Raw genomic sequence first — 14607 nt, 5'->3', positions numbered from 1 at the left:
ATGCGCGCCCCCGCTAAAGTGCACCCATGCGTGATCTAGGGGCGGGATTCGGTCATCTCGTAAAGGGCCAGCGATGGGTGGCCCAACACGGCAAGCAGTACGGCTTCGGCCTCCTGCCGGGCCTGATAACCCTCGTCCTGTACGCGGGGGCCCTGATATCCCTCGCCCTGTGGGGCGACGACCTCGTCACCTGGGCCACCCCGTTCGCCGACACCTGGCCCAGCCCCTGGCTCGGCCTGTTCCGCGGTTTCCTCACCGCGGTTCTCTTCGCCCTCGCCCTCCTCCTCGCCGTCCTCACCTTCACCGCCGTCACCCTGCTCGTCGGACAGCCCTTCTACGAGAGCCTCTCGGAGACGGTCGACCGCGACGTCTCCCCGGACGGCACGGCCCCCCGGTCGGACCTGCCCCTCCACCGCGAGCTGTGGATCTCGGCCCGAGACAGCCTGCGCATCCTCGTCCGCGCCGCGCTCTGGGGCGTCCTCCTCTTCGCCCTCGGCTTCCTCCCGTTCGTCGGCCAGACCGTCGTCCCGGTGATCGGCTTCTTCGTCACCGGCTTCTTCCTCACCGAGGAACTCACCGCCGTCGCCCTCCAGCGCCGAGGCGTAGAACTCCGCCGACGCCTCACCCTCCTGCGCTCGCGCAAACTGCTCGTCTGGGGCTTCGGCACCCCCCTCGGTCTGGCCTTCCTGGTCCCGTTCGTCGCCGTCTTCCTGATGCCGGGCGCGGTCGCGGGCGCCACGCTGCTGGCCCGGGACCTGCTGGGCGAGGAGAGCGCGGAGGACGCGGACACCGCCGAGAACGCGGACGACGCCGAGAACGCGAACGCCTCCGGGAACGCGAACGTCTCCGGGACCGGGCAGATCACCCGCCCCTGACACCGGTCCTGACACCGTCACCGAACGCCGCGTTCGCCGCCACGGTCACGAGCTCCGCGCGGCGCGTGGCTCAAACGGACGTCTGTGGCGCTGGAGCCGGGACCCGCGCCGCCGCCTCCCGCAGCACGGCCAGGAAGGCCTCGGCGGCCGGCGACAGGGACCGCCCGCGTGCCGTCGCCGCGTACACCGCCCGGGCCGGCGCACCCTCGTCGAGCACCGCGAGCAGGGCGACGTCCGGGCGCACGGACTCGGCGGCGAGCGCCGGGACCAGGGTCACGCCGAGGCCGGCGGCCACGTACCCCAGCTTGGCGGTCCACTCGGCCACGACGTGCGCGACGCGCGGCCGGAAGCCCTGGCGCAGGGCCGTGTCGAGAAGGGTGCCCTCGGGCCGGGAGCCGCCGGAGATCCAGTCGGCGTCGGCGAGTTGCCCGAGGCGCACGGGTGCCGGGTGACTTGCGAGGGGATGGTCGGCGGGGACGGCGACGTACAGGGACTCGTCGAGGAGGTGGTGGAGGTCGTAGGCGTCCAGCGGGGCGCGGCCCGTCGTGGAGACGATCGCCAGGTCGAGGTGTCCGGCGGCCAGCCGGTCGAGCAGGCCCGGGGTGAGGCCCTCCTCGCGGGAGAGGCGGACACGGGGGTGGCGGGCACGGAACGCGGCCAGGGCGCGCGGCACCAGGGCCGCGTCGGCGGTGGCGAACGCGCCGAACCGCAGCCGCCCGCCGGTCACTTCGCGCAGCGCCGCGAACTCGCGCGCGGCCGTGTGCAGCGAGTCCGCGACGGCCTCCGCGTGCGGGACGAGCACCCGGCCCGCCTCGGTGAGCCGCACGCCCCGCGGCAGCCGGTCGAACAGCGGCGTGCCGCCCAGCGCCGACTCCAGGGCGGAGATCTGCCGGGACACCGCGGACTGTGTCCAGCCCAACGCCCGCGCCGCCACGGTGAACGAACCCTGCCGGGCGACCTCCAGGAACACCCGCAGCCAGACGGTGGAGAGGTCGGGGGCGTCGGGGACGTCGGCCGTGCCGGGGAGGTCGGGTACGCCGAACGCCGCCCTGCCATGTGAAGTCGGCATGGCAGCCATGCTAGACATTCGCTTGTCGCATCCCGGGCGCGAACCTAGCGTCGACGGCATGCAGATCAGCCTGGACAACCCCGCCTCCGCACCCCAACCCCTCAGCCCTTACTACTCCCAGGTCGCCCGGGTCGAATACGCCGACGGTGGCGCGCTGTTGTTCCTCTCCGGCCAGATCGCCGAGGGCGCGACGCTCGCCGAGCAGAGCCGTGGCGTCTTCGAGACGATCGACGCCCTGCTCAAGGCGCACGGCGCGAGCCTGGCGGACGTCATCAACATCCGTACGTATCTGACCGACGTCACCCGGCTCGACGAATACGGCGCCGTACGACGGGAGTTCCTCACCGGGACCCCGCCCACCAGCATGACCTTCGAGGTGCCCCGCCTCTTCCGTCCCGAGGCGCAGGTCGAGGTCGAGGTCGTGGCGGCGGTGCCCGCGGCCGGGTGATACTGCCGCGCATGAAGGCAGCGAACCTGGGCGTCCTCTTCCTCATCGAGCTCGGCGCCCTCGCGGCCGTCGGCTACTGGGGTTTCACCCGCGACGTGGCGACGCCGCTCGCCTGGCTGCTCGGCCTCGGCGCGCCCGCCGTGCTGATCGTCCTGTGGGCGCTGTTCGGCTCCCAGAAGGCGACGTACAAGACGCACGGCGCCGTCCGCGTCGGCTTCGAGCTGCTCTGGTTCGGGGCCGGTGCGGCCGCGCTGTCGCTCGCCGGGGCCGACGGCTGGGCGATCGGCTTCGCCGTCGTCTGCGTGGTGAGCAAGACGCTGGCCGTCCTCTGGCACCAGTAGGGCCGTGGCCGTCCGGTGCAGCACTCGCTGGACACGTAGCGGTTGTGAAGGGTTCGTACGAGATCCGGGCCGGCCGCTCGATCGTGGACCGCCGGGTCACCGCGACGATTAACGTCTGAGGCGGGACGAGTTCCCCGCCGAACAGCCCCGGTCCGGGACCTGACCCCTGGACCGGGGCTCGTCGCTTCTCAGCCGGGCCCGTCGCGCCGCGCGGGGCGCCTACGCCGACGGCCCGCGCGCGAGCGGCTAGCCCCGTACCCCGAAGCCGTACACGGTCTCCGAGCGGTACACCTGGCCCGGCCGGAGCTCCGTGCTCGGGAACTCCGGCCGGTTCGGGGAGTCCGGGAAGTGCTGCGTCTCCAGCGCGATGCCGTCGCCGGGGGCGAACGGGTCGCCGAGGTGGTCCCCGGTGTAGAGCTGCATCCCGGGCTCGGTCGTGGCCACGGTGAGGACCCGCCCGGACGCCGGCTCGTGCAGCTCGGCAATGTCGACCGGGGCCCCGGTGACACCCTTGTCGAGCACGAAGTTGTGGTCGTACCCCGAGCCCACCTTCCGGGACGCCCGGAAGTCGAAGCGCGTGCCGTCCACGTCCTCCAGCTCGCCGGTCGGGATCAGGTCCCCGTCCACCGGCGTGATCCGCGAGGCGGCGATCCGCAGCTCGTGCCCGCCCGCGTTCCCCGAGCCGGCCAGGTTCCAGTACGAGTGGTTCGTCAGGTTCACCACGGTCGGCGCGTCCGTGACCGCCTCGTACGCGATCCGCAGTGCGCCGTCCGCGTCGAGGGCGTAGGTCGTCGACACCTCCAGGCGGCCCGGGAAGCCCTCCTCGCCGTGCGGGCTCACCCGGGACAGTCGTACGCCGTGCTCGACCGGCTCCACGTCCCACACGCGCTTGTCGAAGCCGCCCTCGCCGCCGTGCAGCGAGTTCGGTCCGTTGTTCGGTTCGAGTGCGTAGGTCCGGCCACCGAGCGGGAAGCGGGCGCCCCCGATGCGGTTGGCGTACCGCCCGACCAGCGCCCCGAGGTACGGCTCGGGATGGGCCAGATAGCCGTCCAGGCCCGGGAAGCCCAGCACCACGTCCGCCGGGCGCCCGTTCCGGTCGGGGACCTCGACCGACTGCACGATTCCGCCGTACGACAGGACGCGCACCCGCACCCCGCCCCGCTCCAGCGTCCAGCGGTGGACCGGCGTGCCGTCGGAAAGTGTGCCGAAAAGTTCGCTCATGTGGAAAACACTAGGTCACGGGGTCCTTGGCCGTGACGGTGCGGTAGGCGATCTCGGCGAGTCGCGCCTGACCGTTGCGGCTCGGGTGGAACCAGTCCCAGTGGCTCAACTGTTCGGTGCCGAAGCGGTAGTGGAACACCGCGTTGCCGTCGAAGCGGCACCGCCGGTCCCTCGCGCACACCTGCTCCAGGACCCGGTTGTACGCCGTCACCCGCGCCTGCACCTTGTCGCGCCGCTTGCCGGCCGCCGCGTCCAGCGCGTCCGGGTGGCTCAGCATCGACGGGCAGATGCCCAGACTCCACACCTGCTTGCCGAGCGGGCTGGTGCGCCCCTGCGACCACAGCCGCTTCAGGTTGGGCACGCTGGACACATACACCTGCGCCCTGGGCAGCGACTCGCGCAGGGTGTCCATCGCGTCCTCGAACCCTTCGCGGAAGCGGGTGACCGAGGTCATCGCGGAGGTGCTGGGGCGGCAGGCGTCGTTGGCGCCGACCATCACCGTCACCAACTCCGGCTTCCGCTGTGCCGCCTGCGCGACCTGACCGGGCAGATCGGCCATCCGGGCCCCGGTCACCGCGTAGTTCCAGCTGCGCCGCGCGGCACCGGCCGCCCCCAGCAGGCGTACGGCGAGGCTGTCGACCCCGGGGTCGCTGCCCGTCGCCCACGACACCTCGGGGCAGTCGGACAGCACGGTGCAGGCGTCGAAGCCGCGTGTGATGGAGTCGCCGACGGCCGCGATCGAGGCGGGGGAGCGGTCCCATGCCGGGGTGGGCTTCGGAGACGGGTGCGACTTGGCGGTCGTGTCCTGCGGGGCGGCCTCGTTGCCACCGGAGGCGTCACATCCGGCGAGCCCGAGAACGGCCGCCGCCGCGATCACGACGGCTGCCCGCGAACGGTGGCTGCGCTTCCGCATCCCCTGGTCCCCTCGTTCGTCGTACCCGGCTGGTCCATCCGTGCGGGCTCGTTCGGCAGCGCTTCGAACACGCTGGGTCAGCCCCGCGTCCCCTTGGGTGAAACCTTGGGGTTTGGGAGCACCGGGACCGACGGTACGTCACACTCCTTGCCCCGCCGCACGGTAGCCTCGCCCCGTGGCCGCCCTGCCACACCCTTTCCGTAAAGTTACAAGATGTCGCGGTCTGCCCGGAGGTTCAGGTGACGACACGTGGAGTCCTGTACGTGCACTCCGCGCCACGCGCACTGTGCCCGCACGTCGAGTGGGCAGTCGCGGGCGTGCTGGGGACGCGCGTCAACCTCGACTGGATCCGGCAGCCCGCCGCCCCCGGCACCTGGCGGTCCGAGTTCTCCTGGCAGGGCGAGGCCGGCACCGCCTCCAAGCTCGCCTCCGCGCTGCGCGGCTGGCATCTGCTCCGCTTCGAGGTCACCGCGGAGCCATGCCCGACCGCCGAGGGCGAGCGCTACAGCTGCACCCCCGACCTGGGCATCTTCCACGCGGTCACCGGCATTCATGGCGACATCCTGATCCCCGAGGACCGGCTGCGCGCCGCCCTCGTACGCTCGCAGCGCGGCGAGACGGACCTGGAGGCCGAACTGGCCAAGCTCCTGGGCAAGCCGTGGGACGACGAGCTGGAGCCGTTCAGGTATGCGGGTGAGGGAGCTCCGGTGCGCTGGTTGCACCAGGTGGTCTGACAGCGCCCGTAAGGGGCGCGGGCTGTGACATGTGCGGCTCCGCCGCGTGGGCGCGAGCAACCACTGTCGGACCGCCCCCGGCCGACAAGAGACAGCAGAACGGCGTGTGGCCCGAACCCCTGTCAGGGGCCGGGCCACACGCCGTTCAGAACTGTCAGACCGTACGGAACGCGAGCACCACGTTGTGCCCACCGAACCCGAAGGAGTCGTTGAGGGCGGCGATGCGGCCCTCGACCGGAAGCTTCCGGGCCTCGCCGCGAACGATGTCCGCGTTGGCCTCCGCCTCCGGGTCGAGGTTCTCGACGTTGATCGTCGGCGGGGCGACGCGGTGGTACAGCGCGAGGATGGTGGCGACCGACTCGATGCCGCCCGCGCCACCGAGCAGATGACCGGTCATCGACTTGGTCGCGGAGACCGCCATGTGGTCCGCGTCGTCGCCGAAGACCTTGCGCAGCGCCTTCAGTTCGGCGACGTCACCGGCCGGGGTGGAGGTGGCGTGCGCGTTCACGTGCACGATCTCCGCCGGGTCCAGGTCGCTGTTGTCGAGCAGGTTCTGCAGGGCGTGCGAGATGCCGCGGCCCTCGGGCTCCGGCTGCACGATGTCGTGGCCGTCGGCGGAGATGCCCTGGCCGACCGCCTCCGCGTAGACGCGGGCACCGCGCTTGGCGGCGTGCTCGGCCGACTCCAGGACGAGGACGCCCGCGCCCTCGCCGAGGACGAAGCCGTCACGGGCGACGTCGTAGGGACGCGAGGCGCCCTGCGGGTCGTCGTTGTTCTTGGACATCGCCATCATGTTGCCGAACGCGGCGATGGGCAGCGGGTGGATGGCCGCCTCCGTACCGCCGGCGACGACGACGTCGGCGCGGCCGGTGCGGATCATCTCGATGGCGTAGCCGATGGCCTCGGCGCCCGACGCACAGGCGGAGACCGGGGTGTGCACACCGGCGCGGGCGCCGACGAGCAGGCCCACGTTGGCGGACGGGCCGTTCGGCATCAGCATCGGCACGGTGTGCGGGGAGACACGGCGAACGCCCTTCTCCTTGAGCACGTCGTACTGGTCGAGGAGGGTCGTCACACCGCCGATGCCGGAGGCGATGACCGCGCCGAGACGGTCGGGGTCGACGCTTGCGTCCTCGCCCGCCCGGTCGGTGAAGCCGGCGTCGGCCCAGGCCTCCTTGGCCGCGATCAGCGCGAACTGCGCCGAGCGGTCCAGACGGCGGGCCTGCGGCCGCGGGATGACCTCGGACGGCTCCACAGCGATCTGCGCGGCGATGCGAACCGCCTGCTCAGCGGCCCACTCCTGCTCCAGGGGGCGGACACCGGACTTGCCGGCGATCAGACCCTCCCAGGTAGAGGCCACGTCGCCACCCAGCGGTGTGGTTGCGCCGATACCGGTGACGACCACGGTGCGATTGGTCGAGCTCACGGGAATTCTTTCTCCAACGGATACGAGGATTCAGCGGCGCCACCGCCGGGTGGCGGGGCGACGGCCCGAGACCGGGCCACCGGCCCGGCGTGGGCTGTCAGCCCAGGTGATCGGTCGATCAGGCCTGGTGCTTGAGGATGTAGTCAGCGGCGTCGCCGACCGTCTTGAGGTTCTTGACGTCGTCGTCCGGGATCTTCACGTCGAAGCGCTCTTCGGCGGCGACGACGACCTCGACCATGGACAGCGAGTCGACGTCCAGGTCGTCGGTGAAGGACTTGTCCAGCTGGACGTCCTCGGTGGGGATCCCGGCGATCTCGTTCACGATCTCGGCGAGACCGGCGACGATCTCTTCCTGAGTGGCGGCCATGTCAGGCGCTCCTTCGTAGATTCCAGAGGGTGTGACGCCTGCCGCGTCAGCGACAGGTGCCTGCAGTTCCCGCACCGGACCGCATGATCCGGCACGGAGTGCCTAGGGGAGGGTAACGACCGTCGCGGCGAAGACGAGACCCGCCCCGAAGCCGATGACGAGCGCGGTGTCGCCGCTCTTCGCCTCGCCGGTCGCCAGGAGCCGCTCCATCGCGAGCGGAATCGAGGCGGCCGAGGTGTTGCCGGTGGTGCGCACGTCGCGGGCGACCGTGACGTGCTCCGGCAGTTTCAGCGTCTTCACCATCGAGTCGATGATCCGCACGTTGGCCTGGTGCGGGATGAAGACATCCAGGTCGTTCGCGGTGATCCCGGCCGCGTCCAGCGCCTGCTGGGCGACCTTCGCCATCTCGAACACGGCCCAGCGGAACACCGCCTGGCCCTCCTGCGTGATCGCGGGGAACTTTACGTTGCCCTCGCTGTCCAGCGGGAGCTTGGAGACGTCGCCGAGCCGGAACTCGTTCCACGGAACGGTCTGCTTGATCGTCTCGGACTTGTCGCCCTCCGAGCCCCACACGGTCGGGCCGATGTGCGGTTCCTCGGAGGGGCCCACGACGACCGCGCCCGCGCCGTCGCCGAACAGGAAGGCGGTGGCCCGGTCCTCAAGGTCCGTCAGGTCCGACAGCCGCTCCACGCCGATGACGAGGACGTACTCCGCCGAGCCTTCCACGACCATGCCCTTGGCGAGCGTGAGGCCGTAGCCGAAGCCCGCGCAGCCCGCCGAGATGTCGAAGGCGGCGGCCTTGTTGGTACCGAGCTTGTCGGCGATCTCGGTGGCGATGGCCGGAGTCTGGCTGAAGTGCGAGACGGTGGAGACGACGACCGCGCCGATCTGCTCGGCGGTGATCCCGGCGTCGGCGATCGCCTTGCCGGACGCCTCGATCGACATCGCGGCGACGGTCTCCTCGTCGTTCGCCCAGTGCCGGGTCTCGATGCCCGAGCGGGAGCGGATCCACTCGTCGGAGGAGTCGATCTTCTCCAGGATCACGTCGTTGGGCACCACCCGCACGGGCCGGTAGCCGCCGACACCGAGGATGCGCGCGTACGGAGCGCCCTTGCGCGCCTTGATCTTCGACATGCTCTCGGGCTCCTAATCAGGCGCTGTGCTCGGCGATGAGGTCGCGAGCGGCGGCGAGGTCGTCGGGGGTCTTCAGGGCGAGGGTCTTGACGCCCGGCAGCGCGCGCTTGGCGATACCGGTGAGGGTGCCACCCGGGCACACCTCGATCAACGCGGTCACACCCAGCTTTCCGAAGGTCTCCATGCACAGGTCCCAGCGGACCGGGTTCGCGACCTGGCCGACCAGGCGCCTGAGCACCTCGGCACCGGATTCGACGGTCTGCCCGTCCTTGTTGGAGACGTAGGTGACCTTCGGGTCGGCCGGCGTCAGCGCCTCGGCGGCGTGCGCGAGGGCGTCCACCGCGGGGGCCATGTGATGGGTGTGGAACGCGCCGGCCACCTTCAGCGGGACGACACGGCGTACGCCCTCCGGCTTGTCCGCCTCCAGGGCGGCGAGCTGCTCCAGGGTGCCGGCGGCGACGATCTGGCCGGCGCCGTTGACGTTCGCCGGGGTCAGGCCCAGCTTCTCCAGGTGCGGGATCGTCGTCTCGGGGTCGCCGCCGAGCAGGGCCGACATGCCGGTGGGCGTGATGGCGGCCGCGTCGGCCATGGCCAGGCCCCGCTTGCGGACGAGCGTCAGCGCGGCCGTGTCGTCGATGACGCCCGCGAAGGCGGCCGCGGTGATCTCGCCGACGCTGTGGCCGGCGACCGCGCCGGGGGTGCCCGCCGCGTCAGCGGCAAGTGTGTCGATACCGAGTGCCGCGCCGGACAGCAGACCGGCTGCGACCAGCAGCGGCTGGGCGACGGCGGTGTCCCTGATGGCGTCGGCATCGGCCTGCGTGCCGTAGTGGGCGAGGTCGAGCCCGATGGCCTCCGACCAGGCGGCGATACGGTCGGAGGCGCCGGGGAGGTCGAGCCAGGGGGTCAGGAAGCCGGGCGTCTGGGCGCCCTGGCCGGGAGCGACGAGTACGAGCACTCTCACACTCTCTCTTGGGGACGGCCGGGGCCGCCCGTGGGGACAGGGACGAAGAACGGCAGGGGGTTTTGTGGGCCCCCGACAAAATGTTAGGTCTGGGGTTCTCCCTCGGTCAGCCGCCCCAGGATCAACGCGATCCGCAACGTGAACGCGGAGCGTACATCAGAGGGCGACCAACCGGTGACGTCAGTCACACGTCGGAGCCGGTAGCGCACGGTGTTCGGGTGAACGAAGAGCATCCGGGCCGCGCCCTCGAGACTGGACGCCTGCTCCAGATACACGCTGAGGGTCTCCAGCAGCGCGGAGCCCGCCTCCTCCAGCGGTCTGTAGATCTCCTCCACCAGCTGTTCGCGGGCGCTCGGATCACCGGCGATGGCACGCTCCGGAAGCAGATCGTCTGCCAGTACCGGGCGCGGTGCGTCCTGCCAGGCGGAACACGCCTTGAGGCCCGCGGCCGCGGCCTGGGCGGACCGGGTCGCGGCGAGCAGATCGGGTACGACGGGACCGGCGACGACGGGTCCCGCGGCGAACGGCCCGATCAGCGACCTGGCGACGGCGAGCGGATTGTCACTGCCCCCGGCGACCACGACGAGCCGGTCCCCGAGCACACCCGTGAGCACCTGGAGCTTGGCGTGCCGGGCGGCCCGCCGGATGGCTTCGACGGTCAGCTCGGAGTCACCGTCGGGAGCGGTCCCCAGCACCACGCACACATGCTCAGGCGAGTTCCAGCCGAGCGCGGCCGCCCGGCTGACGGCCCCCTCGTCGGCCTCCCCGCTGAGCACGGCGTTGACGACGAGCGATTCGAGCCGCGCGTCCCAGGCGCCGCGGGCCTCGGCGGCCTGGGCGTAGACCTGGGCGGTGGCGAAGGCGATCTCACGGGCGTACACGAGCAGCGCCTCGCGCAGCACGGACTCGTCACCGGGAGCGGCCACCTCGTCGATGGCGGACTCCATGACCTCGATGGTGGTCCGCACCATCTCCACGGTCTGCCGCAGGGTGATGGCGCGCGTCAGCTCGCGCGGAGCGGTCCCGAAGACATCGGTGGAGATGGCCTGCGGGGCATCCGGATGCCGGAACCACTCGGTGAACGCGGCGATACCCGCCTGGGCCACCAGCCCGATCCAGGAACGGTTCTCCGGGGGCATCGCCCGGTACCACGACAGCGTCTCGTCCATGCGCGCGATGGCCTGCGCGGCGAGGCTTCCGGACGACCTCTCCAGCCGCTTCAGGGTCGCGGAGTGCGGATGGACGGAGTGAGCTGCGGGTGGGGCCTTGCTGGCTTCGGGTTCGGGCACGGGGACAAGACTGCCTTATCGGGACGGGACCGCGCGGCGCGGGTCCCGGAGGGCGGGGAGGACGGGGCTACGGTGGGTGCCGTGATGGACGTACGGCGCGCCGGTGAGCGCTACCGCGGAGGGGACCCGGCCGCAGGGATCGAGTCCCTGCACGCCTTCAGCTTCGGTCCGCACTACGACCCGGACAACCTTCGCTTCGGCGCGGTGATCGCGTGCAACGAGGAGCGGCTCGCACCGGGCGCGGGCTTCGACGAGCACCCGCACAGCCACACGGAGATCGTCACATGGGTCGTGGAGGGGGAGCTGACCCACCGCGACTCCACGGGCCGCACATCGGTGATCCGCCCCGGCGACGTCCAGCGCCTGAGCGCGGCGGGCGGCGTCCGCCACGTGGAACGCAACGACGCCGAGGTCCCCCTGGTCTTCGTCCAGATGTGGCTGGCCCCGCTGGAACCGGGCGGCGACCCCGCGTACGAGGTGGTCCACGGCATCGCGGACTCCACCCCCTACGCGGTCCCGGAGGCGGGCGCGATGCTCCACGTACGCCGCCTGGCAGCGGGGGAGCGGACGGCGGTACCGGACGCCGCGTACGCGTACGTGCACGTCGTACGCGGCGAAGTACGGCTGGCCGGGAAGGAGTTGGGCCCGGGGGACGCGGCGCGGATCACGGGGGCGGAGGGCTTGGAAGCGGTGGGGGTGACAGGGGCGGAGCTACTGATGTGGGAGATGCCGGCCACCCCTGACCCGTCCGACTCCGGGGACCTCTCCAGCCCGTCCGGCGTTTGAGGACGAGGCCGCAAGGCCGACAGCGGGGGTCTGGGGGCGCAGCCCCCAGGGACGGGAAGGTAGGGGCGGCGGGGGCGAAAAGAACCAGCCGCACTCGACGGCGGACCTCAGCCCCGCACCTCCGCCAGCACCGCATCCGTGAAGACAGGCCACACCTCGACCGCCCAAGGCCCGAACGCCCGGTCCGTCAGGGCGACGCACGCCACCCCCGCCTCCGGATCGACCCACAGGAACGTACCCGACTGACCGAAGTGCCCGAAGGTCCTGGGCGAGGACGAACTCCCCGTCCAGTGCGGTGACTTCCCGTCGCGGATCTCGAAGCCGAGCCCCCAGTCGTTGGGGTTCTGATGCCCGTACCCGGGCAGCACCCCCTTCGTCCCGGGGTACTGCACCGTCATCGCCTCGGCCACCGTCCGCACATCCAGCAGCCGCGGCGCCTGCACCTCGGCGGCGAAGCGCACGAGGTCGTCGACCGTCGAGACACCGTCCTTCGCCGGGGAGCCCTCAAGGCTCGTCGACGTCATGCCGAGCGGCTCCAGCACCGCTTGCCGCAGGTACTCCGCGAACGGGATGTCCGTCGCCTTCGCCACATGATCGCCCAGTACCTCGAACCCGGCGTTCGAGTACAGCCGCCGCTCACCGGGAGCCGACGTCACCCGGTGCTCGTCGAACGCCAGCCCGGAGGTGTGCGCGAGGAGATGACGGACCGTCGAACCGGCCGGCCCGGCGGGCTCGTCCAGCTCGATCGCCCCCTCCTCGTACGCGACGAGCACCGCGTACGCGGCGAGCGGCTTGGTGACCGAGGCCAGCGGGAAACGGTGACCGGCCGGCCCGTGCGTCCCGAGCACACCCCCGTCCGCACGCACGACGGCCGCAGCGGCGGTGGGGACGGGCCAGTTCTCGATCAGCGCCAGGCTCTGCAACGACATGCGTACGAGGCTAAGCGCTTCAGAGCTCCAGCCGCATCGAGGGGTCCGGCTTGCGCACGAAGCCCAGCGACGCGTACAGCGGCTCGGCCTGGGCGGACGCGTTCAGGTCCACCTGCCGGACGTCCCGCTCCCGGAACCAGTCCAGCAGCGTCTCCATGCAGGCGCGGGCGTACCCGCGGCGGCGCGCGTCGGGGTCCGTGGCGACGCTGAAGACGTGTCCCACCCGCCCGTGCGGATTGCCCGCCCGTCCGATCCGGTACTCGATCGTCCCGGCCACCAGCGCCGCCAGCGCCTCGGGCCGCTCCGGGTGGTCGACCACGAACGCCGCGAAGCCGCCGTCCGGATCGGCGAGCCGACGGCGTACGGTCGGCAGCGACTCCGCGTGCCACTGCGTGGCTGAGCCGGAGGAGCCGGCCGTGAAGACCGAGTCGATCATCACCTGGCGCAGGCGCAGCAGTTCTTCGGCATCCTCGGGCACGGCCCGGCGTACAAGACTCATGAGGCGCACGCTAGTCACGCCCGCCCGCCCGGTCTCCGTATTTTCCCCGGATTCCGCTTGCTTGGAGTGCACTCGAAGGTTTTAGCGTGGAGGCCATGACGGTGATCGAGACCTTGGCCGAGGCGGCCGAAAACGGGACCGACGTCTGCGAAGTGCCGCCCGTGGGGCACCCGCGCCCGGACGGGCAGGACAGCTACACGATCAGTGAGGTCGTCGCCTTCACCGGTCTGACGGCGCACACCCTGCGCTGGTACGAGCGGATCGGGCTGATGCCCCACGTCGACCGCTCCCACACCGGCCAGCGTCGCTACTGCAACGCCGACCTGAGATGGCTCGACCTCGTCGGCAAGCTCCGGCTCACCGGTATGCCCGTCGCCGACATGGTGCGCTACGCGGAACTGGTGCGCGCCGGGGACCACACCTACGGCGAGCGCTACGAACTCCTGGAGGCGACCCGCCAGGACGTGCTCGCCCGCATCGCGGAGCTTCAGGACACGCTCGCGGTGCTGAACCGAAAGATCGATTTCTACGCGGACGCCGGGCGCGCCCTGGCGTCGGAGAGGCCCCGATGACGGACAGCAGGATCGCGAAGGCCCCCCTCGGTACCGACGGCCCGGAGGTGGGCGTGCAGGGCCTGGGCTGCATGGGCATGAGCTGGGCGTACGGTCCCGCGGACGCCGGCCAGTCGCGCGCCGCCCTGGAGCGGGCGCTGGAGCTGGGCGTCACGCTCTACGACACGGCGGACATGTACGGCGCGGGGGAGAACGAGAAGTTCCTGTCGCCGTTCTTCAAGGCGCACCGGGACGAGGTGGTCATCGCCACGAAGTTCGCGATCACGACCTCGCCCGACGACCCGACGAAGCGGGTCATCCGCAACGACCCGCCGTATGTCCGGCAGTCCGTCGAGGCGAGCCTGAAGCGCCTGGACGTCGACGTCATCGACCTCTACTACATGCACCGCCGGGATGTGAACGTGCCGATCGAGGAGACCGTCGGCGCCATGGCGGAGCTGGTGCGCGAGGGCAAGGTCAAGCACCTGGGCCTGAGCGAGGTCACGGCGGGCGAGCTGCGCGCGGCCCGGGCCGTGCACCCGATCGCCGCCGTGCAGTCGGAGTGGTCGCTGTTCAGCCGGGACATCGAGGCGAACGTGGTACCGGCCGCCAAGGAGCTGGGCGTGGCCCTGGTGCCGTACTCGCCGCTGGGCCGAGGCTTCCTGACGGGCTCTTTCTCGAACGCCGACACGGACCTCACGGACCAGGACTTCCGCCGTACGCTGCCCCGCTTCACGGGCGAGAACGCGGCCGCCAACGTGGCGCTCCTGGAGCCGGTCCGGTCCGTCGCCGAGGCCCACGGTGCCTCGCCGGCGCAGATCGCGCTGGCGTGGGTCCAGCAGCAGGCGGCGGTGCAGGGCCTGTCGGTCGTCCCGATCCCGGGCACGACCAAGAGCTCACGCGTCGAGGAGAACGTGGCGGCGACGAGGATCGTCCTGACGGAGGCCGAACTGGCGCTGCTGGAACCGATCGCCTCAAAGGTGGCAGGCGACCGCTACCCGGACATGCGGTTCGCGTCGGCGGGGAGGGAGTAGGGGTTCGGTGGGACGGTGGGGAACCGCGCC

17 protein-coding genes are annotated in these 14607 nt (G+C 71.5%); 7 read left to right on the top strand and 10 right to left on the bottom strand.

All coding sequences use genetic code 11. The annotated features are described in order from the left end of the window. The first annotated feature begins 26 nt into the window (after positions 1 to 26). Positions 27 to 875, top strand: coding sequence for an EI24 domain-containing protein (locus tag Q2K21_RS28205; protein WP_310776376.1), 849 nt, complete (start codon positions 27 to 29; stop codon positions 873 to 875). A gap of 70 nt (positions 876 to 945) precedes the next feature. On the opposite strand, the gene Q2K21_RS28200 is transcribed toward Q2K21_RS28205, so the two are convergent. Further along, positions 946 to 1953, bottom strand: coding sequence for a LysR family transcriptional regulator (locus Q2K21_RS28200; RefSeq protein ID WP_386276134.1), 1008 nt, complete (start codon positions 1951 to 1953; stop codon positions 946 to 948). 49 nt (positions 1954 to 2002) lie between these two features. Between Q2K21_RS28200 and Q2K21_RS28195 the strand changes: the two genes are divergently transcribed. Together Q2K21_RS28195 and Q2K21_RS28190 are read left to right on the top strand one after the other, a co-directional pair. Beyond that, complete coding sequence (locus Q2K21_RS28195) at positions 2003 to 2392, top strand: RidA family protein (protein WP_310776372.1); 390 nt, start codon at positions 2003 to 2005, stop codon at positions 2390 to 2392. Positions 2393 to 2403: 11 nt separating this feature from the next. After that, positions 2404 to 2733 (top strand): YrdB family protein, encoded by a 330-nt coding sequence (locus Q2K21_RS28190; protein ID WP_310776370.1) that lies wholly within the window; start codon positions 2404 to 2406, stop codon positions 2731 to 2733. A gap of 246 nt (positions 2734 to 2979) precedes the next feature. Here Q2K21_RS28190 and Q2K21_RS28185 read toward each other — a convergent pair whose 3' ends face one another. Further along, positions 2980 to 3954 carry an aldose epimerase family protein gene (locus Q2K21_RS28185; protein ID WP_310776368.1) on the bottom strand — a complete coding sequence of 325 codons (975 nt, stop codon included), beginning with the start codon at positions 3952 to 3954 and terminating at the stop codon, positions 2980 to 2982. A 10-nt stretch (positions 3955 to 3964) separates the two neighbouring features. Next, entirely contained in the window at positions 3965 to 4867 is a 903-nt protein-coding gene (locus Q2K21_RS28180; protein WP_310776366.1) for an SGNH/GDSL hydrolase family protein, read from the bottom strand. 239 nt (positions 4868 to 5106) lie between these two features. Between Q2K21_RS28180 and Q2K21_RS28175 the strand changes: the two genes are divergently transcribed. Continuing rightward, positions 5107 to 5601, top strand: a complete 495-nt coding sequence (locus Q2K21_RS28175) for a DUF3145 domain-containing protein (protein WP_310776364.1) — start codon at positions 5107 to 5109, stop codon at positions 5599 to 5601. Between the two features lie 154 nt (positions 5602 to 5755). On the opposite strand, the gene fabF is transcribed toward Q2K21_RS28175, so the two are convergent. From fabF to Q2K21_RS28150, 5 genes are all read right to left on the bottom strand, one after another. Continuing rightward, a complete protein-coding gene (gene fabF, locus Q2K21_RS28170) occupies positions 5756 to 7027 on the bottom strand; it encodes a beta-ketoacyl-ACP synthase II (protein ID WP_310776362.1) in 1272 nt (423 codons plus the stop codon). A gap of 118 nt (positions 7028 to 7145) precedes the next feature. Beyond that, positions 7146 to 7394 (bottom strand): acyl carrier protein, encoded by a 249-nt coding sequence (locus Q2K21_RS28165; RefSeq protein ID WP_030545387.1) that lies wholly within the window; start codon positions 7392 to 7394, stop codon positions 7146 to 7148. Positions 7395 to 7496: 102 nt separating this feature from the next. Then, positions 7497 to 8528: a ketoacyl-ACP synthase III gene (locus Q2K21_RS28160; RefSeq protein WP_310776356.1), complete on the bottom strand. Its 1032-nt coding sequence runs from the start codon at positions 8526 to 8528 to the stop codon at positions 7497 to 7499. Positions 8529 to 8544: 16 nt separating this feature from the next. Next, positions 8545 to 9483, bottom strand: coding sequence for an ACP S-malonyltransferase (locus Q2K21_RS28155; RefSeq protein ID WP_310776354.1), 939 nt, complete (start codon positions 9481 to 9483; stop codon positions 8545 to 8547). An 89-nt stretch (positions 9484 to 9572) separates the two neighbouring features. Beyond that, the gene (locus tag Q2K21_RS28150; RefSeq protein ID WP_310776352.1) at positions 9573 to 10778 is read right to left on the bottom strand and encodes a PucR family transcriptional regulator; all 1206 of its coding nucleotides are present in this window, start codon (positions 10776 to 10778) and stop codon (positions 9573 to 9575) included. A gap of 81 nt (positions 10779 to 10859) precedes the next feature. On the opposite strand from Q2K21_RS28150, the gene Q2K21_RS28145 reads away from it, so the two are divergent. Then, positions 10860 to 11564, top strand: coding sequence for a pirin family protein (locus Q2K21_RS28145; protein WP_310776350.1), 705 nt, complete (start codon positions 10860 to 10862; stop codon positions 11562 to 11564). A 107-nt stretch (positions 11565 to 11671) separates the two neighbouring features. On the opposite strand, the gene Q2K21_RS28140 is transcribed toward Q2K21_RS28145, so the two are convergent. Both Q2K21_RS28140 and Q2K21_RS28135 read right to left on the bottom strand, forming a co-directional pair. Further along, complete coding sequence (locus tag Q2K21_RS28140) at positions 11672 to 12493, bottom strand: serine hydrolase domain-containing protein (protein ID WP_310776348.1); 822 nt, start codon at positions 12491 to 12493, stop codon at positions 11672 to 11674. 19 nt (positions 12494 to 12512) lie between these two features. After that, positions 12513 to 12992, bottom strand: coding sequence for a GNAT family N-acetyltransferase (locus Q2K21_RS28135; protein WP_310776346.1), 480 nt, complete (start codon positions 12990 to 12992; stop codon positions 12513 to 12515). A gap of 95 nt (positions 12993 to 13087) precedes the next feature. Between Q2K21_RS28135 and Q2K21_RS28130 the strand changes: the two genes are divergently transcribed. Continuing rightward, the gene (locus Q2K21_RS28130) at positions 13088 to 13564 is read left to right on the top strand and encodes a MerR family transcriptional regulator (RefSeq protein WP_310776345.1); all 477 of its coding nucleotides are present in this window, start codon (positions 13088 to 13090) and stop codon (positions 13562 to 13564) included. After that, entirely contained in the window at positions 13561 to 14577 is a 1017-nt protein-coding gene (locus Q2K21_RS28125; RefSeq protein WP_310776343.1) for an aldo/keto reductase, read from the top strand. The genes Q2K21_RS28130 and Q2K21_RS28125 overlap by 4 nt, the downstream gene beginning before the upstream one ends. Positions 14578 to 14607 lie beyond the last annotated feature (30 nt).

The sequence above is a fragment of the Streptomyces sp. CGMCC 4.7035 genome (genome assembly GCF_031583065.1).
In the GTDB taxonomy this organism is placed as follows: Bacteria; Actinomycetota; Actinomycetes; order Streptomycetales; family Streptomycetaceae; genus Streptomyces; species Streptomyces yaanensis.
This window is presented reverse-complemented; position numbering and strand designations above follow the sequence as displayed.